This window comes from Bradyrhizobium sp. HKCCYLS2038 (assembly GCF_051167655.1).
Lineage (GTDB): Bacteria > Pseudomonadota > Alphaproteobacteria > Rhizobiales > Xanthobacteraceae > Bradyrhizobium.
In genome coordinates this window covers 23613-44737 of record NZ_JBNPTM010000010.1, presented here as the reverse complement: position 1 = coordinate 44737, position 21125 = coordinate 23613, and the positions used below count along the sequence as shown (strand labels likewise).

Genomic DNA, 21125 nt, shown 5'->3' with positions numbered 1-21125 from the left:
CCGCCAACACGGTCGGCGGGTTAGCCGTCGCAACTAGACGGACGTACTGCGAGACGCCTTCATACCTTCCCAGGATTCCGGCACCACGACGTGATCGTGATGCCCGGCAGCGCTCGGTAGACGTGCGACAACCTCATTGGAGTCAGCGTGGATAACGACGAGACCGGATTGGCCGCCTTGGTTCCCGCTATAGACCGTGGTCATATACTGGCCGTCAACGGTACAATCACAGGTGTGCGGGTCGGGACCGGTGTCCCACTTCGCCACCACCTGCCACGTCTTCGGGTCCACCTTGCAGATAAATCCGTTATTCGGCTTGCGCGCCCAAATCGTAAAGAAAGCCCAGCGAGAGTCGGGCACATTGCCCATGTGAAGCGGAAGGTATTTGTTCCCGAACCCTTCCACGAAGTTTTCCTTCTTCCACTTGCGCGGGTCCGGATCCTCAGAACGGTATACAGCGATATTGTTCTGGAGGACGTTGTTGCATGCCAAGAAGTACTGTCCGCTCGTGATAAAGCCCGCTTCGTGCAGCGGCGTAAGCACGGCCGGAAGAGAGAACGTCCAGGTGTATCCCGACTGCTTGACCAGCGGAAAGTTATCCGGCGATCCCTTGGCCGTCGACAACATCGCGAGCGGCTCCCAGGTCTCGGTATTGACGATCACACAGCAGCCGTGGCGACGGACCAGGATAGCGCCCAGGGGCAACGTCGGATGCCACGTAAAGGCATCCACAAACACGGCGGTCGGATCGGCCGGCATCAACTCCTCACCAAGCATTGCCTCGTGAGAGGTCTTCATACCCTTCCGTCCCTGGAAATCGAACTTCTGGGTCGAACTGTCGGGGAAGACGTGAGCGACATTGACTTGACGCGCTATCGGATCGTAGTCCACGCGAAACGCCTTGACGATCTTGGGATTGTCATCGATCGTGGTGATCAACACCATATCCTTCTGGCCGTCGGCGAAGGCTACATATTTCTGCGCATTGGCCCCTACTCCGATCGACACGTGAACGCCCAAGGCCATACCCGTGGTCGCGGAGATGTCGTTTACGACTCGAATCGAATTTTGAGTTCCCGATCCGTCGTACCGCATCTTGAACATCTTGAAGTCACCGCGATCGCGCCACTGCGGCGAATTTTCGTTCACGTAAGGTGCACCCGGCGGCTGCATCGTCTGATAGAAGTCAAATCCCTTATACGGGTCCGCTGAGGGCATCGCGGCGATGTGGTGCGGGATTGGCATGTCGATGCCATGCAGGCCATAGTTGTACCAAGCCAAAGTTTCCGGGCCGGCCAGATCGAGTGCGCCCACCGTGCCGTTATACTTGCCCGGAAGCAGGATGACATTCCCCTTGAACTTGCTGAACAGGGAATGTTGCGCTTCCTTGGACATGTCGCCCACGGCACCGAAGGCCTTGGACGACAAACCCGACCCACCCATCATGGCGGCTGCCGCGCCTGCGCCCATACCACGCAGATAGTTTCGTCGTGAAATGCTCATGTTTGTTTCCTCAGAAAACGGTTGCTTCAGATGTCGCCACGATTCCAGGCGTGCTGTCCGATAAAAACCTTCTCGACATTGCCGTCCGCACCAATGAGGTAGCTGGTCGGCAACCCTCGAAATCCAAGTCGATTGGACAAGCCCGCTGGACTGAGGGCGTCATTTGGAGCGACGAACATCGACGCCGTGAGATTGTTTTCGCGCTTGATCAAGGTAACCGTCCGGACGGTTTCAGCTATTGCTGTACCGGCGCCACCCTCAAGGGCAACGCCGACGGTGTCCGCATTGATGAACATCACTTGCGTATTCTGCTTTGCACCCTCGACTGCCGCCAGAATTTTGCCGAGTTCGCTTACAGAGGCCGGCGCCGCCGAAATGAAGAACGTCACCAGGGTGCGTTTGCCCTTGATCGCTGAGGCAAAGTCGACTTTCTTGGATGCCTCATCGAACACGTCAATGTCGGTCGGAAAGGCGTCTCCCTGCTTCAGACCGGCCGGAAAGACTTGTCCTCCAACTTGGTCCGCCGACGGAAATATCCCATCCTTGCTGTCGGCAAGAACTTGCGTGCCAGCCGCTAGCACCGAGAGCGTCGCGATAACGATAAGCCGCCGTACAGAACGGCTCAAAGGCACCATGCGAATACACCCCTTCTCAAAACAATGCCGTCGCATCTCGAGCTTCCCTCCTCCGCTATTTCTTCATTCCCCAATCGCCACCCCTTGAACAAAGGCGGGCTGATCGCAGCTGCCATATTGCAAGGGCCATACCACGGTGTATTTCAAACCGCCCGCTAGGCGACCAGCGCAGAGTCGCGCGTTTTGCGATCGCAGAGGGACCCTCGGACGATTGGGGCTTGCCGTCCATGCTGGAGCGGCATCAGCTGTGGCGCCATCTCGTTCCAATCGAAACGACCGCTCGTTTCAGAGTGAACCGCCAGGCGCAATCGGAATAGCGTTCGCTAACTCGAACGAGGGAGCACAGCCCGGGCGCGTACCCGAACGGAGGACTAAACAGGCGCCAAACTTTCTAACGTGTCAGTTTGACGACTTGATCTCGGTACTACCATTGGTGGACTTGGGTACGGATGACCGTTGAATATTGTGTTGGCGAATCTTCCGCCAGAGGGTGGTCCGACCAATCCCTAGCCTTCGTGCAACGTCACTTAGCGTTTGGCTACCCGACAGGGCGGCCTCAATCATTATTCGCTCGGATTTTCCTAAGCTCAAATCGACGTCGGCCGCAGCAGACGTTTCGACCAAACTCAACTCCTCGGGCAACGCATCGGAATCTATCACTCCCTCCGCAGCTGAGAATACGACCATCTGTTCAATAAAACTCTCAAGTTGTCGTATATTTCCCGGGTACGAATAACTAAGCACAAGATTCAGCGCTGCGGGCGTCATCGTCAATGGCTTTCGGCCGTACCTTTTTACGTACCTTTCCAGCAGCCGTTCGACCAGAATACGCAAGTCGTCCCCGCGCTCGCGCAAGGAAGGCAGATGTATCCGAATTCCGTTGAGACGGTAGTAGAGGTCCGCGCGAAATTCCCCTCTGGCGATGAGAGTTTCCAGGTTCCGGTTAGCTGCCGAAATGACGCGAACGTCGACCCGTCGCGCGCGATTTGAACCGACGGGACGAATCTCCCGATCCTGGAGCACGCTGAGAAGCTTTGCCTGCGTACCCTGCGAGAGCGTGTCCACCTCGTCAAAGAATATTGTTCCGCCATCGGCCTCCTCGAACAGGCCTATGCGCTTCTGGGTGGCCCCGGTGAAGCTGCCTTTCACATGCCCAAACAGCTCGCTCTCGAGCAACTGCTCGGGCAGGCTTGCGCAGTTGATGCTGACAAATCTCTTTGACGCCCGGTGGCTCAGCTCACATATATTTCTTGCACATCGACTCTTGCCGGTACCGGTTTCACCGGTGATCAAGACACTCAAGTCAGTCCTTGCCACGCGCTCAATACGCGTGGCGATCGCCTGCATTTCTGCACCGGTAACGATCAGGCGGTCTGAGCCATCACTCCGATCTGGTCGAACATCCTCCGTCTTGGCTTCCCCCTGCACACCGGCTGCCATCTGCAGATGGCGACTCTGCTGGGCATTGTGAATCTTCTCCAGAATATCCTTCTCCCGAAACGGCTTAGTCACATAATCGTAGGCACCTAGGCGCATCGCCTCGACCGCCGATTCCACCGTTCCGTAGGCCGTGACCAGGATAAGCGGCAGATCTGGTTCCTTACGCCTGATCGCCTTCAACAACTCAATTCCGCACATGTTATCCATCCGAAGATCGGAGATAACGACATCGAACGAACCGACCTCAAGCGCTCTGAGCGCTTCTACTCCATCGCCGGCCTGCACCGACCCTATGCCGGCATTCTCCAGCAAAAGCGCTAGGCTTCGCCTCGCACCACTCTGATCGTCCACAATCAATACGCGCGTCATGGGCTTCCTTCCGCAAAACTCTTACGCGCTTGCGACGATACGAAACTCTTCGGCATGCCTCACTCGGTCGTGGCCGTCGTTGCAGAGAGGAACCAGCACCGCAAAACAACTCCCGCCACCGAGGGCGCCCCAGATCCTGATCGTCCCACCCCACCCGTGTATCAATCGGCGCACGATCGCCAGGCCAAGACCCGCCCCCTCGGATCGCTCGGTAACGAACGGCTCGAACAACTGTTCGCGCCGCGATGGCGAGATACCCCTGCCGTTATCCAGCACGACCACGAAGAAATGCGTTGGCTTTTGACGGGCCTTGACCACCACATGGCCTTCGGCATCGATTGCCTGAACCGCATTGAGCATGAGGTTCATCAAGACCTCACGAAAACCGTCCGCGTCGAAAAGAACAAGACGATCATCCCCTCTGAACTCGCACGAAACGGCGATCGGCAGCTTGCGGCTATCAACGTGCTTGCGCACGACATTGCAGATTTTTCTCGAATGATCCCTCACCGACATCAGCTGCAAAGCGACTGTTCCAGCCGGCTTTCCAACATTCAGAAAATTCTTGATAAGCCTTTCAAGGCGCTGGGTTTCTTCCTCAATAATCATCAATGCAGTCTGAGCCTTCGGATGGTCCGGGATCACGCTCCGCAGGACCGTCGCGCAATTCACGATTGCACCGAGCGGATTTCGAATCTCGTGCGCAACCGTAGCTGCCACTTCACCCAGCGCTGAAAGCCGCTCTGCCACCAACTTGCGCTTTTCCGTCTTGCGCAGACGCAGATTTGCCTGACGCAGATTGTCGCAGCTCTTCGCATTTTCTAGCGCAAGCTCGAGTTGCTGGATCAGCAACTGCCCCTTCTGAAGCGTAGCATTGCTAAACCTTATCGAGTTGCATCGAGATACGACAACCGCACCGACCAAATGACCGTCCTCGACCAGCGGGAACATGGCATGCGCTGCGGTTTCTGTCCCTTCCGCGCAGCTCGGCAATCCGGTTGGTAGAGGATCCTCCGCGGTAACATCCCGCCCGGTCACCCAGCCAACCGGCTTCAGCTCCAACGAAGCAGGCTGCTCTAGCCGCTGTGACAGCCAGGGACCCATTCCATCGGCGACCGCAGCATGATTTTTCCCGCACGATCCTATCCCGATCTCGCGACCGCTTTCCCCTTTGACCAATATTGCGGCACTATCGCTGTCCAACAGACTTGCAGCGCTATCGCAAAACAACATCCTCAATCGCTTCTGCTCCAGCGTCGAGCGCAATTCTAGTACGATTCGAAACAGCCCTTCGCGAAACATGCTCTCCTGCATCAACTGCTCGTAGATCAGGGTGTTATAGAAGATCTGCCCCATCTCGGCGGCCAAATCGGAAAGGTGATCCCATCGCTCCTCCACCAGCGCCATGTTCGATACGGGAACGCTGATGTATCCCAACTGCCGATCGTTCGCACGCAGTGTGAACTGCAATTCCGTCGTATCCTCGCCAGAGTGACGCGACAGCCATGTCTCGGAGGTCGAGGGATCGCGTTCGTTTGATTTCACCGGCCTCGGAACGACCGATACGCGCCAGTCATCTCTGACGTACCCGAACCGGCACTGATTTTCATCTACTTCGTCAACCGGGGCAAAGAGGACGAGATTGATGTGCTGTACATCGAGATATGTCCGCAACGCGCTCGCGATGACAGCGAGTGTGGCATCAAGGCCGAACGCACTCGTTGCCTTGTTCGTCATCCAGTTTCTGACTTGCAGGCCACCCACGAGATTGCCGAGGCGGGTATGAGCGTGAGCCAGTTCAACATGCTTTTCAGCCAGCGCCTGGCGCGACAGTTCGTTTCGCCGAACCATCAGTGCAAATTGCACTGTGATGATGAGCAGAGCACCAACATAGAACAGCGCCTTGACGAAGTGCCAGAGCCACCACACTTCGCTCCAGAGAGACGAGAGCCTGAACAGGAGAACGCTTACTGACAGAACGAGCAGCTCTCCGGCGATTACGAGCCAGAGGGCCTCCCTGCTTGCCAAATAGGAATTGAATGAAGCAAAGGCTGCCACGACAAACAGCGCACCGGCAAGCAAGTGTACGATTTGTGTTGTATCGTCGAATGACTTTTCGTTGGTCGAATTGTCGAAAACAAGGGAAAACGCAACAATGCACGCCAACGCCAGCGCGAGAAAACCGACAACCCGCAGCTCTACTTTAAGGTTATTAGTCCTGTAGCTTGTATGTAGCTGCACCATCACGCCAGCGATCATGAATATCGCTCCGCACGACGTCGACAACGTGTGAAATACTATAAATAGCTCAGTTGTAGTGACTGGATTGGTTCCGGCATGCAGCGTATCCAACGTCCCGCTCAGCAGGAACGCCATCCCGAACAATGCGGTAGGCAATCGCCGATTATGAACCGTGGTGGCAAAAAGGAGGCCCGCTATGAGAAACGAGACAACACCGCAAAAAAGTTCGACAAATGCATGGACCTCAACGTTGAGGCCCAACTTGAGCAAGTGAGCGTGCGGAATAAGCCAAGACAATTCCACGACCGTCAGCTCCCAGAAGCGACCATTTTTAGTCCGACCCGCCGCATAAACCCCAACGGTTCCGAACATCCGCAGTCAGAAATCAACACCTGCAGCCTTTTTACGAGAGCCACGTAGCTCGGGCCATCTGCTGGAAATCCACACATAGCTCGCCGGCAGGACGAACAGACTTAGCAGAGTCGACGATGCCATCCCGCCTAACAGCACTATCGCCATCGGTCGCTGCAATTCCTTGCCAACCGGATCTCCGAGCAGCAATGGTACTACAGCCAGACCGGTCGTCAACGCCGTCATCATGATCGGCAACATACGATCAGACGCGCCGCTTCGCGCGATCGCCCCCGCGTCGGTCAAGCCGCTGTCGGAAAGCTGTTCGTACCGCGACAAGAGAAGAATACTGTTGCGCGCGGCGATGCCGATGAGGACGATCATGCCGACAAGCGACGGTATATTTAACGTACTGCCGGTAACAACCAGAGCGATCGCACCGCCAACCGCGGCAAACGGCAGGTTCAATAGCACAAGGCCCGCCAACAACGTTCGTCCGAACGCCGCGAACATCAGTACGCATATCAAGGCGAATGCGGCGGCGCCGTAAAGTAGCAAGTTTCGGGTCGCCCGTTGCTGCGCGACGTAGTCTCCGCCGAACTCGATCGTCATACCCGGCTTGAGCGATACCTTGTCCGATATCATCGCACGCGCTTCCTGCACCACGCTGTTCAGGTCCCGCCCCTGAATGTTCCATTGCACGACCGCGCGCCGCGCTCCGTCGTCTCGGTTGATGAAGAACGGTTCGCGCACTTCGGAAATCGTTGCCAGCTGACGGAGCGGAACGATCGCACCTTGCGGGCTTCTCAAGGAAAAGTCACCGATCGACTCGATGTTCTTGCGACTCCTTTCATCCGCTCGAACGACGAGATCGAACGCCTTGTCGTTTTCCAGGATACGCGAGACTGACACACCATTCATCGCTTCCCCGACCTGCCGTGTGACGTCCAGCGGAGTGAGTCCGTGCAGGGAGGCGGCACGGCGATCGACCCGAACGTCGATGCCAGGCCCCAAAATCATCGGCTCGGCCTGCAGATCGACGATTCCCGCAATTCCCGCCACCGCGTTCATGACTTCATGCTGCTTCTCCTGCAGCTCGCCAATATCCGAGCCAAATATCTTGACTACGACTTCCGCCCGGACACCGGACAAAATCTCCTGCATTCTATGCACTATGAACTGAGACACATTCACAACCAAGCCGGGAATTTTTGACAGCTTTTCCCGGATTCGTCTCATCACCCGAGCTGCATCCGTCACCGATCCCTGCAGTGCCACGTCGTATTCGGCAAAGTTCACCGGTTGGGCATCCTCGTCGAGCCGGGATCGACCCGCTCTGTGCGCGACACTCTTGATCTCTGGAATATCGTTCAAGGTCGACGTGATGGCGCGGCCGACACGCATATTCTCCTCGAGAGAGGTCCCGGGATTCATCGTTGTCGCAATGACAATGTTTCCCTCGGCAAGCTCCGGCAAGAAGGACCGCCCCAGCGAAAAGGTAAGCAGAACGGCGGCTACGCTGACGATAACGCTGAACGCAAGCAGGAAGCCGGTGCGGGCAATCGCCCAGTCGAGCGATTTTTCATAGTGACGTTTCAGGGTTCTGGTTAGGAGACTGCCCCGATACCGTACAAGTACGGTGCCGTGCGCGAGCAGGTAATAGCAGAGAACCGGAACGAGGGTGAGGGCCACCAGCAGAGAGCTGGCCACCGCCGATACGTACGCGATCGCCATCGGCGCAAAGATACGCCCCTCGATATCCGACAGCGCAAATATCGGGAGAAACGATACGATCACGATCAAGGTTGCGAATACGACGGAATTCCTGATTTCCCGGGATCCCCGTAGCACAACGGACAACTTCGGCTCGTCGCTTTTCGTATCCTCGTGTTCGCGAAGAAGCCGCACTATGTTCTCAACATCGATGATGGAGTCGTCGACGACTTCGCCGACTGCAAAGACAAGGCCGCCCAACGTAAGTGCGTTGATGCCGGCGCCTAGGACCCACAGGACGAGCCCACCTATCATCAGGGAGGCCGGGATCGCAACTAAGCTGATGATCGTCGGCCGCCACCTGGCCATGAACAGAAACAGGACCAGAGCGACGACGATCGACGAATGAAGCAGCGCGTCTTGCAAGTTGCTGATCGATCGCTCGATGAAACTGGCTTGCCGAAATACATCGGGAATGAGCTGAATGTCCGATGGAAGCGCTTTAGAGAACTCCCGCAATGCCTCTTCTATATGTCTCGTCGTTCCAAGCGTGTCGGCACCCCACTGCTTCGAGATGGTGCCTACAACCGCGTTCGTTCCGAATACCTGGGCATCGCCGCGCTTCAGTTCGTCCCCAATCTTCACATTTGCGATGTCGTTCAACGTTATCGGAACGCCGTCGCGAACCGCAATTGCGGTCAGTCCGATGTCCTGGAGACGGTTGACCAAACCGTTCGCTCGAAGGAAGTACTCCTCTTCACGCGTAGGATAGACAAATGCACCGGACGCAACGATATTCGTCTGTCGGCCGGCCTCAACAACGCTGGAGAACGGTAACCCAAAACTGTTGAGTTTTGCGACGTCGACCTCGACCTGATACTGCCGTACTCCCCCGCCGATCGAGACCATCGAGGCCACGCCGGGCTGAGAAAGAAGACGGTTTCTCAAGTCCCAATCGACGAGGCTCCTCAACCGCTGGTTATCCGCCGAAGGGGACCAGTCGATCAAGGCGAATTTCTGCAGCCAGCTTACCGCGGAAGTGGTCGGCATCAGTTCAGGAACGGAGATTCCGGCCGGCAACTGGGGCTTCACCAACTGAAGCCGTTCTTGAGCGATCGACCTCGCGCGGAATACGTCGATGCCACTGCGCAAGACCACAGTGATACGCGAAAGGCCGATCGACGAATTTGAACGGACCTGGGCGACATCAGGCATGCCTCGCAGGGCGACCTCGATGGGAACGGTTACCAGCGCTTCGGTGTCTTTCGCGGACAGTCCTTGCGTCTCGGTCTGGATCTGGACCTGCGGCGGCGCAAACTCCGGAAAAACATCTACGGACATCGTCGGTATGAGCACAATCGCTATGCCCGCCGCGACTGCGTATAGAAGCAGTACAATTATGCGGTTCTGCAACGACCAGGCAATGATTCGATCAAACACGCTCGCTGCCCCTCAAGACTCGCAGCTTCCGTGATCATGTACATCCCGGCTTTGCAATCGATAGGCCCCCTCCAGAATCATCTTGCCTGTAGTCACCACACGCTCTCCTGCCGTTACATTCGACAAGCGAATGAAATCGTCCGTCGTCTCCAGGGCCTTCACTGAGCGACGTTGGAAAACGCCTGGCTTCATTTCCACAAAAACCACCGGATCCAATCCCTGGCTGCTTACGGCTTGTCGGGATATCCAGATTCCATCAGCGCCCCCACCGTCGATCTCAAGTTGGACGGTCTGCCCCAAGGCAAACGTCTTGGGACCTTGACCCAGACGGATGATCGCGCGCGACATCATGTTGGATCTGTCGACGTCAAAAAGCACATCGCCGATCGTGAAGCTCGCAGCAGCCCCGCCCACCGCCCCTATTCTGACGCCCGTCTCGCCAGGCTTTACGAGCCCAACGCGATCGGATGGCAAGTAAACCTCAATCCAATCAGGCGCCGACAGCGGCACCATGCGAACCAAGGGTTTACCGAGGACCACGAAATTCTGCATCGTCTTGTCGCCGGCATTGATGATTTGGCCGGGCTGAACGAAGACCTCGGTAACAATTCCGTCCTGAGGAGCACGAACCGAGATGCTTTCGACCACCTCTCCGCTTTTCGTCAATTTATCAATCTCCTCGTCGCTCATGCCCCACCATATTAGGTTGTCTCGAGCATCCGAAAGAAAATTGGGCAGCCGCCCTTCTTCCTTGAGAATGCTTTGCTGCTCGTCATTGCTTAGGAGCGCGAGGTAGGCCTTCTGCGTCAGAAGGAAGTCTGGGCTCGAGATCGTGGCGATCAACTCATCCTTGAGCACGATGGATTTGGGCCGCACGAAGATTTCGCTTATCTGGCCGCTCAGATAAGCATTGATGTTTAGGACGGCGGAAGGATCGGCCACGACACGGCCGAATGTCGGATATAGTCTCGTCTGCTTGCCTGATACGGCCGCCTCCAGTCTCAGTAGGCTGGAAGCGTTACACGGGGTGACGAGCGCGTCCGTCACTCCTAGCGGGATTGCCCTGTCGGCATTCTGCTTCGGCCTGTGCGTCGTTGAGGGCGTGTCGTGCGCGATCGCCGGCGTCAGCAAAGCGCAACCAGCCGCCAAGCCGACAAAAACTCCCAGTCTAGTCATGGCTGTCACCGAAGGTTACGCGCATTTGCGCGCCTTCCTGCAACGAGGGTGTTTGCAGCGTGAGGTCGGGCGTGATGCGAACCTGGCGGGTTTGGTTAGGAGCCACAATAGGAGAGATTTGCTCCACCACGCCGGCGACGACGGGCGCTTCTCCGCCGGCTGAGAATCTGACCTGCATGCCGACCGACAATTTTTCCGCCTTCTGGGCCGGAACATCTGCCTCGATGACAAACGCCCTCTCGTCGGCAATCCTTGCGACGACCGCTCCGGCTGAACTGAACAATCCGGATTGCGACCCTGCGTTTACGATCTCCCCGTTAACAACCCGAAGCTCCATTAGGTAGCCATCCACTGGCGCAAGCACGCTGATGGTCTTCACGGCCTCTCCCTTCTGCTCGATCGCCTGAACATCGGCGGCAGACAATCCGCGCCACTCCAAGTTGGTACGGGCCTCTATTACTTTCTCTTTCCCCGTGATGCTGAAGGCCTGAACCGCGTCGAAGTTTCGGACCGTTTCGATGAAAGACCGTTGGATAGTCTCAAGCTCCGGACTATCAAATGTCATCAAAACATCGCCCTTTTTAACCTTTCGACCCGAATAGAGATTGCGAAGACTGGTGATCCTCGCATTGACCTTCAAGACGACGTCTCGCACGTGCCGGGGGTCGATCCGCACCAGTGCGGGATAGACATCGTCACGGTACGCGGCGCCAGATGCCTGCTTCAGTTCTTCGTCGCCGCCAAATACACTGGAATCCGAGTGTGCACCCGCGCGCGTCGACGGGCCCAGCAGCGTCAGTAGCACCACGAACGGCAACATAACCCGGACCGACCGCACGCATGCGCTCCTTCCTGCACCAGTTCTGCTACGGACGAACATAGCTCCATCCATTTTCCTGCAGCTCCATAATGTGCGCCACGCCTACATCGACCACCTCGGCCTGCGGAACAAGACGGACGGGCCCTCCCTCGTTGCGCTCCATCGTCCGAATCGTATTGCCACAGGCGACGAAGCGAATGCCTCGTAGACTTTCGCTGATCGACTTGATGCGTGCCTTCACGGGCGACGAGTCTTCGCGAAGCATGTGAAGACCTGCGCCGTAAGCTATGATCTCCATTTCGACCTCCTCGCCAAGCTCGCTGTAGTGGCGATCTACGTTAACTGCATTGTCCAATGCGAGGCGCATCAAGACCGGATCGTCGGTAGTCACTTGAATTATCAGGCGATGCTGATGTGCCTCTCGGTCAGCCGCAACGGCGGCCGGTCCCACCAGAAGAAGCACTGTAACGGGCAGCCAGCGCAACAATAGCCACTCGATGAGTACCTTCACGTTGTCCCTCATCGTCAAAAGCGACGTTCGTCAATCGACCGAACAAGGTCCGTTGCTAGCTCGATCAGCATCGAGCCGCGCGGTTCGATCGATACGAATTGCCAAGCGCCCGCTCTATCAGCCCGAGGCCAGCGTCGATACTCCTAGTCGGCACGGGCAACGTGGAGCTGTCGCGCCGCAGCCTTAGTGAGCGTGCTGGATCCCGGCTGTTTACCCTTCGGCAAATCATCCGACCCGCAAGCTCCTCAACCGTCGCCAGGACTCCGACGATTCAGTTGCGCACCGCCGGCGTTTCGACTGGCAAACCAATTCCGCGGTAAGCGATATAGAGCTCAAGCGCCAGGAACTCGTCCGACATTGGCTTGAATGGCTCGGCGCGAATGTCAAACATGCAGCCGGCGAACCGCTCGTGGAGCGGAATCATTGTCTGTGAGGCCAACCGATAGGTCGGGAATCCATTCGTCTGCCCCTGGCTCAAATAATCGGAGCGCAAAAACTGCCCGTAGTGCTTCTCGTGACAGCTGGCGCACGACATATCCAGCTGACCGTTACGTTGGTAATAGAGTTGCTTCCCCTTTTCAAACCAGGGAGTCATCGGTCCATCGACCTTGACGCTGACGGCCACGTCTTTCGACTGCGTCTTGATGAACGTCGTCATCGACGTGAGGGCCTCCGTCTTGAATTCCCAAGGTTCGGCCTTCATGTTGTCAGTCCTGCAGATATTGATCTGCTGCTCCAGGTTGACCGGCTTGCCCTTCTTCTCATTCCATTTTGGGTAGGCCGCGCCGGCCGACGCCATGGACTTAGCTGCGTCTCCATGACACGACGAGCACGATTTTCCGGCCGCGCCCTCCACAGTCGCCCATAACCGCGAACCGCGCTCAACCCAGAGCATGCCGGGATTTTGAAACTCGTCCTTCTGGACGTCTTGCGTTTCCTTGGAACGGAACTCGAATCCCGAGATAATTTCTGGCAGGGGATGGCCGGCCGGCGCCTTGATACTCTTCATGTCATTGGCGCACGCAAGGCCGACCTGGGCAGAAGATACCCCGATCGCGGCAATCACCAATCCGAAACGTTTGACGCGATTGAACATCCTGCCTTCCTATCTTACGAGAGAACTTCCGTTTCGAACCAAGACAACGGCGCACCACCGCTACGTAGTCGCGATAGTCTGCTCGTCCTTGTAGACCGAGCCATCGTCATCGGTCCAAGTAAACGCAAAAGTGCCGGGCTCGTCGATCTTGACCGAGAACTCAAAGTAGGGATTGGCTGAAACCGACGGCGCGATGTCCGCCGAGTACACGGCCATTCCATTGAACGTGACCGCAAACTTGTTGATGATCTGCCGGGGAATCGCCTTCCCCTGGGCATCCTTGCGTTGTCCCGACTCCATTTGATGGGAGATCAGCGTCTTTATTTGAATGACTTCGCCCTTCTTCACCGTCTTGGGTAGCTTGATACGGGGCCTGACATCCTGAGCCATATTTCAATCCTGTGATTGGAGTTCGTTAGCCGCCGCAACCACCGATGGTCACCTTGACGGTCTTCTGATCCATGTAGAACGTCCCATCGCTCATTTGCGCGACGGCAATGACATTTTGCGTCTGCGCGAGGCGGATGCGTGTGGCGGTATCGGCCCTGCCGGACATGGGGGAGAAGTAAAACGTCGCAACACCAGGAAGTGGATTTCCATCCGCTACGATCAGAACCGACTTCACATGGCTTTCCTTTGTCATCGGGCTCTCCACCGAAACCGACAAAGGCACCGTGTTTCCGTTCTCGGCAATTTCCGGCACGGTTAGACTTACTTTGCCTGCCTTAGGAGTAGCCCCACCGGTGAACTTTGAGATGGCTTGAGCCGTCTCCTCAGGAGTCGCAATGGCGACCGGAATTCGTCCGAATAGCGCCACCGCCGTGGCTCCCAGACTGACATTCAGAGCGCCGCGCCGCGTTAGTTGGATCATGGTGAACCTCGTTTGTTTTGATATGACCCGCTACACTCAATCCCGGAGCGTCGTCAGATATGCGACGACATCTTCCACCTGTTGAGCAGTTAGCATTGGCTTTTCCTGAAACTCCCCGCGCACCCGATGCATGCCGGCAGTCCGATAGAACGCAGGCATCGCCGTGTCCTCGAACAGTACCTTGGGGTTCACCACGATCAGGCGGAGCTGCCCTTCCTTCCATCGGCCGGCAACTCCGTCGAGCGCTGGCCCGACATCGCCATGAAACGGCTCGGACTTCATCTGCGCCACCTTGTGGCATGCCAGACAGTTTCCAAGCTTGCGGTCCGCCATGGCGGCGGCGCCGTTCTTTGGATTTCCCGGCTGCGAGGTTAAGGGCTGCGCGATCGAATCCTTGTCGACGCGAATGGCGGTGAGATCCTCGGCCCAAACGCTTGACGTTGTGATCGTTGAAAGAACGAACAACGAGAATGCCAAATGCCGCATCCTGGTCACCTACCCCCTGCAAATTGACAATCTTTTAGTTAAGCATCAGTTCAGCAATGCTCGTGCCAATTTCGCTGGCGGCGGTTAAGTGCATCGCGACGGGCCGAAATCGGCATCGCCTTCTTTTCAACCTGCCGAAAAGCTGAAATCCCGCGGCTGCGAGACCTGCGACAGCATCTCGGCGTCAGCGACCCAGCCCCTCATTCGATTTGGTCGCGGACCCGACCGCCACGCTCGTTCCATGGTGTGAAACGCCACGTTTCGATATGAAACATTGAGCTTGTCGCGAGCACGCTTTAGCGGCGCCTGGCTTTCCTCGTCCCGACGCCGATAGCTCACCTATGGCTTGCCCCGGAATTCCAATCAGGTTTCGAACTCAGCGAGCCTGATTATTGACGTAGCTCCGAAAGTTTTCCCGCTCATATGCTTTGTCCCGGACGAAGCGAAACATCGCCAGGAAATGCTCACCCTTTACGTATCCTGGCATCCGTGCAACTTCCCGCCGGCCGGGATCCTTGGAGGATAAGTCAGCCGCGATTTCGGGAAAGAACTGGATGGTAGGAGTGAACCGCACATTGTACTTCTGTGCGAACTGCTTCTCGGAGAGTTTGGCGCCATCGAAATCCGTAACAATTCGACTGCCTATGATGTTAAGTTGCAGTATGGAAAAATTCGCCTCGATGTACGAGGCCACCTTGGCATCAGCCAGGTTGACAAGGTGCATTTCCTTGCAATACGGGCAGCCCCTGAGTTCCCAAAGAATAGCGAACCGTTTGCCATTGCTCGCTGCATCGCCGAGATCATCCGACAGCTCCAGCATGGTATTGAGGAACCACGGTTCCGAATACATCCCGTCCTCGTTCAGAACCGCAGCGACGGTTGGCTTGAACGACGACAGCAGCAGTGCCGAGCTTGCGGCAAGCACCTTACGCCGTGAGATGGTCATTTCGCTTCCTTCCGCCCAACTGTTGGAGAGCACCGACCGAGTGTACAAGGACTTGAGTCTTTCGCGATTATTGATAGATGTCCTTGCTGTACGCGCCCAGCTGAAAAGAGCACTTCGACGTACTTCTTCGGGCGGAGGGCCCGCAAATGACGGGGAGATTCTTCATGCGTACCCGAGCCCGGCTAACGATCACCGCAATTGCGTTCGGCCTTTCCTCATCCATCGGCATGGCGGACGATCTGGCAGCTTTCAACGCTGCGGTAGACGACGTTGCTTCCCACTACCGTCTCGCCGCCAGCTATCTGCGTACAGGCAACGCCGACTTGGGCGGCCTTGAGGTCGACCAAGTACGTGCCGCTTGGATCACTCTCACCAAATCCGTTCGAGCAAACACCCCTGACACTTTTCGGAATAATCCATTCTTTGACTCGACACTCGAGCAGGTCTCGTACCACACTGAAAAGGCCGTGGAATACGTCGATCACGGCAATCTCAAAGCGGCCGAACGGGTGATGATTTCCATTCGAGACGCCCTTTCTCAGCTTCGCCGCGCAAACAATCTCTATCTACTGGCCGACTGCGTTCTCGATGCGAACCGAGCGATGGATACGCTGTATGTCTACGAGACGACGCCGCCGAACTTGTCCGAGCAATCCGTCGCGGCTGCCGTTCAGTCCAGCGCTGAGGTCTATGAAGGCATACTGCGTCGCTGCGATCGAATGGCATCAGATCGCACCAAGCAGGATCCCGAATTTCGCAGACTCATCGACGGCGCCACCGCGAGCCTCAGATTGATACCCAAGGCGGCTCGAGAACACGACAGCGGCCTTCTTCATCGCGTCCTCATCGAAATGCGTTCGTTCGACAACTTGCTGTTCTTTCGTTTCGGCTAACCAATAGATCCGAGGATCGGAAACGTTTCCAACAACCAACCTGAAATCATCGACATTTGTCCGGTCATGAAAACCACGCCAGTGACAACCAGACTTGCACCCATCACCTTCTCGACAAGGCCAAGATACTGCCTGAAACGGGCCACCAGAGTCATGAAATAGCTCGCAAACATCGCGGCGATCATGAACGGCAAGCCGACGCCGGCTGAGTAAAGAAGCAGCAGCCACACACCTCGACTAACGCTATCCTCCGCTCCAGCGATAAAGAGGATCGTCGCGAGAATCGGCCCGGCGCACGGCGTCCAACCAAATGCGAAGGCGAGCCCCATCACGTAAGCACCCACAAATGTGCCCGGAGACACTTCCGTCTGGACAGTGACCGATCGATAAAGATACGGAATCCTGATGATGCCGAGAAAGTGCAGGCCCATCGCAATTATGATTGCTCCCGCGACATATCCGATCGACGCGATGTTGGACGAGATTATTCTTCCAAGAAACGAGGCGGTCGCGCCAAGCGCGACGAAAATCGTTGTGAATCCAAGCACGAACGCAAACGAAGTCAGCACTATTCGAGATCTGTCAAGCTTCTCCTTCGACAGATCCTCCATTGACGTACCTGCAATGTAACACAGGAATGGGGGCACCAGAGGCAAGATGCATGGCGATGCAAACGAGAGTAGACCACCGGCGAATGCACCGGGAATGCTGACGTCGTAGGCCATACGTGATCCATACCTTTCCAACCTGTCGAAGCGTGTGCCGCGCCCCTTGCTTACGGTGACGATGAGCCACTGGCGAATTCGCCCACTTGAACCCCGCCACTGTCGCTCGAGCAGATAAACGCCCGCGGATCGAAGCTGCTTTCGAGCACGCTTGACCGCGCGTACAGAACGACAGCCGTCAACAGAACCCACGCAGTTGCACCGGTCCACACGACCACGCTCGATCGCATCTTGCGGATTGCTAGTCGAACCATTCACTCCCCCCTGGCCCGGTTCTTATCAAGTTCGCTGCACAGCCAATCCGCCGTAAACAAAGATGAAATCAAAACACCCCGCTCTACGGTCACCGCTCGGTGCTGCCTCGGCAAGCCATTTTTATTCCAAATTTTGACCAATACGGCAATCGACAGGTCGACCACCTCATCGGTGTGATGCGGCGAGGACGTGATCAGCAAGCGTTCCTTACCGCGCGCCGCTATTGGGACGCCGACTGTCTGAATGTCGATTGCGCGGCTATTCGGCAGCAAATCGCGTGCCGCCTTGCAGTCCTCCGAATTCTAAACGTGCAATGGAATGACGTTGGCCGTGCCGCCACCAACGAGCACGCTCACGTCTTCGCGCATCGCCTTGACCCGTAGCGCACGTTCCTATCTTCAAGTACTTGATAGCGGAAGCGCTAGCTGCACAACTTGACAGCGACAGCGCGGTGGCGAAAGCGCACTCGCGCGCGTAAGACCGATGCGCGTCGATCAGTCCGGCCGATCCCGCAATGTAGCCCCCAAGGCCGCCGAAGGGGTCTCCCGTTCTGCGGCAGCGCCGCTCAACGCGCACCCACTCCAAGGCCTCTTTTCCGAGGATTGCTTTGTCATTCATAGGCGCGGTCCGCCAGTCGGAGCTACTCCACTGAAGTTAGTCTATCCGCATTGTTCTTCAGAAGTCGAGCAGCTTCAGACTCCTCAGCAATGTGCCACTAGCGAAACATTTGTTCCAAAATGAAACCTCGCACACGATACGTTTGGTTGCCTCCTAGCGAGGCGACCGAACATATCTACTGAATTTATGGCTTGCATCAGTTAGCATTTCTGGACAGCAGTCCTGCAATCGTTGCACTGTCTCCAACTGATCAATCACCTCTAACCTTTCGAATCCGCGATGCGCAGCGACATCAGTCATTTCCCAGGCGTCGAACCCGAGACAAGAAATCGGCTCGCGGGAAACGTTCCTATAGATGATGGCCGCGATCGTAGCCGGCACGTTGTTCCGTACTTTAGGGAAAACGACTCAACCTGGAAGACGTTGGCTTCATGCTGCGAACGGGACCTTGTCCGCCGTCACCGCTGCTTGAGCAGATCCGCGGGAGTTAGTTTAACCAGCCTCGTGAGGATTGCGAGGCGTTGGAATGCCGATGCCGCGTCACGTTCGAAACCGCCGAAGCCGCCAGTCGGCATTGGCGAGCTCGCTTCCGCACGATCCGCCGGCGTTCCACTTTGCTAAGGGAGCGGTGAACAGGAAGAGCCGACACACTTATCGCTGCGGTGTTCACGCAACGAGCTGAGCCGAGCACGGCGCGTCATTTCGCACTAACCGGCCGCCTGACAAACAACGGAGTCGCATGACGCCGATCGACCTAGACACCCGGACGGTTCTTGGCGTTGACGGCTCATAGGCCGCCGTGGCAGGCGGCGGCCGGAATCCATCTATTCCCCGCTTGACGACCTCTTATTCCGACTCATAACTTTCAATGGAGACCTCCGATGTCATCTATGTCCCGTCGACACCTAATCATCGCAGCAACCGGTATCACCATCTTTCCTCGCCTTGTATTTGCGCAAGCGGCCGCCTCTGCACCGTCGGCCCCTTTTAAGGTCGATCCCCTGACCTATGCAGCTAGCGCTCTTGAGCCGCACATCGATGGGAAGACGATGGAAATACATCGCGATCGGCATCACCAGGCGTACGTCACGAATCTCAATAACTTTGCCAAGGATAATCCGTCGATTGCCGACAAGCCGATCGCGGAAGTGCTGGGAAATCTCGCTGCCATACCAGACGCCATCCGAACCGGAGTGCGCAATAACCTAGGCGCACACGCAAATCACAGCATGTTCTGGCAGATCATGGGACCAAACGGTGGCAACGCGCATGGCGACGTGCTGGCCGCGATCGACCGCGACCTCGGCGGTATCGAAAAACTCCAGACCGATTTCAATGCAGCGGGTGGACGCGTCTTTGGCTCGGGATGGGTTTTCGTGACGGTGTCGAAGGAAGGCGAGCTCGCCATCGAAACACGTCCAAACCAGGATAATCCAATGATGGACGGCAAGCGCGCGCTGCTCGGCAACGACGTGTGGGAACATGCATATTACCTTAACTATCAAAATCGTCGCGCCGACTATCTCAAGGCATGGTGGAACACCGTCAATTGGAAGGCGATTGACGAGCGCTATGCGGCGGCGAAGGCAGGCACGTTGGGCATTTGAGCGCAGTCAAGGTCCACGCGTGAGGTGGTAGCAGAGCAGAGTTACCACCGCTTCGCATCATGAGCCGGCGGAACTCGATTGCCAGGGAGCGTTCCCACGCATCTCAAGCTTTTGCGAGCATCTGCGCTTGCTATCGATGAACAGCGTTCATGTTGTCGGATCGGCGGTTACCGGGAACCATACGGTTCATTTGCTTGATGCAGGCGAATCGGCCGTTGATTGCGATTGCGGCGCCCGATCGAAAGTGAAGTCTGTCACTCCCGCGCCCAACCACATACCGCCGAGCACAAGCCAGGCGGTGAGTGCAAACACTGAAGCGCCAGTCACCCCGGCCCCAACGGCGCAACCACCGGCGAGCATCGCGCCAAAACCCATCAACATCGCACCGAGGAGATAACGGCGCATTCCGAGACCGTCCGAAAAACCTTCAAGTCGCAATTCGCGCGTCAACGCTGCAGCGACGAATGAGCCGAGGAAGACACCGGGTATGACACCAAGATCGAAGCCGAGCCGCAGATACGCACTGTTCAATACCAGCATCAATAGCTCGGCCGAGGGACCACTGAAGGTGAGGCTTTTTAGCGCTACGGGCGAGAAGGACGCTTGTGCGAGCTGATAGGTGAACAGCCATCCTGCTACGACCGCTGCGCCGGTCAGAAAAGCGGAGAGGATCAAACGGCGCGACAACTCGCTCCGAAATGCAAGCGTAAGACCTGCGAGCAGCCACAACGCTCCGAACGCAAGCTTCTCGGGAGTGCCGGCGCCGAACATCGCCATGATGTCACGCGACTGGCCTCCGTCCACCTGCCACAGACTTGTTAACCATTCGCGCGCAGGAGACAATAGACCACGGTAAGAGGCCTGCGCCGTTACGACAAAGACAAGACCGGACAGCAGCGCCCTCAAATTTCCATTGGCAGACAGCACCAACAGCCGGCTCGCGCAGCCACGCGCGAGGATCATGCCAGAGCCGAACATCAGACCGCCAACGATAGCACCGGAGATGCTGCCCCGCTGGCCAAGCTGACGCGCTTCCGATACTTCGATCCAGCCAAGCGCAACAAGTGCCTGCGTGCCAAGCAAAGCAGCCGCGAAGGTCAGGAGCCAGACCGCGAGACGTGGGCCTCCGTCGCCGCGCGAAAATTCGACGGCGGCGGCGCGCAGGCAGAAACGGCTGCGCTGCGCAAAGAACCCGAACATGCTACCGACCAGAAGGCCTCCCAGCCACGAAAGCCGGTCTTCTCCGACAAGATCAATGACTGACACCAGCACGGCTGCCTCCCGCTGCTTGGAGCCTGCAGTCTTATCGGTCCCGCAGGCCTGTTACATGAGCCAGATCAAGGGCCGCTTCGCAAATGAGACCGTGCGCAAATTCCCGCGAAGAGATCGTGCATTGCGCTGTCCCCACCGGGTTCGCGTATTCCGCTTG

General features: G+C 56.9%; 18 protein-coding genes. 2 read left to right on the top strand and 16 right to left on the bottom strand.

Features of this window, described 5'->3' with window-relative positions:
• Positions 1 to 33: 33 nt before the first annotated feature.
• The 13 genes from ACQR1I_RS31630 to ACQR1I_RS31570 all read right to left on the bottom strand — a co-directional run bounded on the left by ACQR1I_RS31630 (position 34) and on the right by ACQR1I_RS31570 (position 15598).
• Positions 34 to 1503: a hypothetical protein gene (locus ACQR1I_RS31630; RefSeq protein WP_434870186.1), complete on the bottom strand. Its 1470-nt coding sequence runs from the start codon at positions 1501 to 1503 to the stop codon at positions 34 to 36.
• Between the two features lie 26 nt (positions 1504 to 1529).
• Positions 1530 to 2138, bottom strand: a complete 609-nt coding sequence (locus tag ACQR1I_RS31625; RefSeq protein WP_434870185.1) for a hypothetical protein — start codon at positions 2136 to 2138, stop codon at positions 1530 to 1532.
• A 399-nt stretch (positions 2139 to 2537) separates the two neighbouring features.
• Positions 2538 to 3947: a sigma-54-dependent transcriptional regulator gene (locus ACQR1I_RS31620; RefSeq protein WP_434870184.1), complete on the bottom strand. Its 1410-nt coding sequence runs from the start codon at positions 3945 to 3947 to the stop codon at positions 2538 to 2540.
• 21 nt (positions 3948 to 3968) lie between these two features.
• Complete coding sequence (locus ACQR1I_RS31615) at positions 3969 to 6560, bottom strand: ATP-binding protein (protein ID WP_434870183.1); 2592 nt, start codon at positions 6558 to 6560, stop codon at positions 3969 to 3971.
• A gap of 6 nt (positions 6561 to 6566) precedes the next feature.
• On the bottom strand, positions 6567 to 9692 hold the full coding sequence (locus ACQR1I_RS31610) for an efflux RND transporter permease subunit (protein ID WP_434870182.1): 3126 nt from the start codon (positions 9690 to 9692) through the stop codon (positions 6567 to 6569).
• 12 nt (positions 9693 to 9704) lie between these two features.
• A complete protein-coding gene (locus ACQR1I_RS31605; protein ID WP_434870181.1) occupies positions 9705 to 10868 on the bottom strand; it encodes an efflux RND transporter periplasmic adaptor subunit in 1164 nt (387 codons plus the stop codon).
• Positions 10861 to 11706, bottom strand: coding sequence for an efflux RND transporter periplasmic adaptor subunit (locus ACQR1I_RS31600; RefSeq protein ID WP_434870180.1), 846 nt, complete (start codon positions 11704 to 11706; stop codon positions 10861 to 10863). The genes ACQR1I_RS31605 and ACQR1I_RS31600 overlap by 8 nt, the downstream gene beginning before the upstream one ends.
• 28 nt (positions 11707 to 11734) lie before the next feature.
• Entirely contained in the window at positions 11735 to 12199 is a 465-nt protein-coding gene (locus tag ACQR1I_RS31595) for a hypothetical protein (protein ID WP_434870179.1), read from the bottom strand.
• 271 nt (positions 12200 to 12470) lie between these two features.
• Positions 12471 to 13295: a sulfur oxidation c-type cytochrome SoxA gene (gene soxA / locus ACQR1I_RS31590; RefSeq protein ID WP_434870178.1), complete on the bottom strand. Its 825-nt coding sequence runs from the start codon at positions 13293 to 13295 to the stop codon at positions 12471 to 12473.
• A 60-nt stretch (positions 13296 to 13355) separates the two neighbouring features.
• Positions 13356 to 13685 (bottom strand): thiosulfate oxidation carrier complex protein SoxZ, encoded by a 330-nt coding sequence (gene soxZ / locus ACQR1I_RS31585; protein ID WP_434870177.1) that lies wholly within the window; start codon positions 13683 to 13685, stop codon positions 13356 to 13358.
• Between the two features lie 25 nt (positions 13686 to 13710).
• Positions 13711 to 14166 (bottom strand): thiosulfate oxidation carrier protein SoxY, encoded by a 456-nt coding sequence (gene soxY / locus ACQR1I_RS31580; RefSeq protein ID WP_434870176.1) that lies wholly within the window; start codon positions 14164 to 14166, stop codon positions 13711 to 13713.
• Between the two features lie 36 nt (positions 14167 to 14202).
• Positions 14203 to 14652: a sulfur oxidation c-type cytochrome SoxX gene (gene soxX / locus ACQR1I_RS31575; RefSeq protein ID WP_434870175.1), complete on the bottom strand. Its 450-nt coding sequence runs from the start codon at positions 14650 to 14652 to the stop codon at positions 14203 to 14205.
• 376 nt (positions 14653 to 15028) lie between these two features.
• Positions 15029 to 15598: a SoxW family protein gene (locus ACQR1I_RS31570; protein WP_434870174.1), complete on the bottom strand. Its 570-nt coding sequence runs from the start codon at positions 15596 to 15598 to the stop codon at positions 15029 to 15031.
• 164 nt (positions 15599 to 15762) lie between these two features.
• Between ACQR1I_RS31570 and ACQR1I_RS31565 the strand changes: the two genes are divergently transcribed.
• Complete coding sequence (locus ACQR1I_RS31565) at positions 15763 to 16491, top strand: hypothetical protein (RefSeq protein WP_434870173.1); 729 nt, start codon at positions 15763 to 15765, stop codon at positions 16489 to 16491.
• On the opposite strand, the gene ACQR1I_RS31560 is transcribed toward ACQR1I_RS31565, so the two are convergent.
• Both ACQR1I_RS31560 and ACQR1I_RS31555 read right to left on the bottom strand, forming a co-directional pair.
• Complete coding sequence (locus ACQR1I_RS31560; protein WP_434870172.1) at positions 16488 to 17216, bottom strand: cytochrome c biogenesis CcdA family protein; 729 nt, start codon at positions 17214 to 17216, stop codon at positions 16488 to 16490. The two genes, ACQR1I_RS31565 and ACQR1I_RS31560, sit on opposite strands and share 4 nt — an antisense overlap.
• 254 nt (positions 17217 to 17470) lie before the next feature.
• Positions 17471 to 17671, bottom strand: a complete 201-nt coding sequence (locus ACQR1I_RS31555) for a hypothetical protein (RefSeq protein WP_434888867.1) — start codon at positions 17669 to 17671, stop codon at positions 17471 to 17473.
• A gap of 1299 nt (positions 17672 to 18970) precedes the next feature.
• Here ACQR1I_RS31555 and ACQR1I_RS31550 point away from each other — a divergent pair.
• Positions 18971 to 19696 (top strand): superoxide dismutase, encoded by a 726-nt coding sequence (locus tag ACQR1I_RS31550; protein ID WP_434870170.1) that lies wholly within the window; start codon positions 18971 to 18973, stop codon positions 19694 to 19696.
• 186 nt (positions 19697 to 19882) lie between these two features.
• On the opposite strand, the gene ACQR1I_RS31545 is transcribed toward ACQR1I_RS31550, so the two are convergent.
• A complete protein-coding gene (locus ACQR1I_RS31545; protein ID WP_434870169.1) occupies positions 19883 to 20968 on the bottom strand; it encodes a YeeE/YedE family protein in 1086 nt (361 codons plus the stop codon).
• Positions 20969 to 21125: the final 157 nt, after the last annotated feature.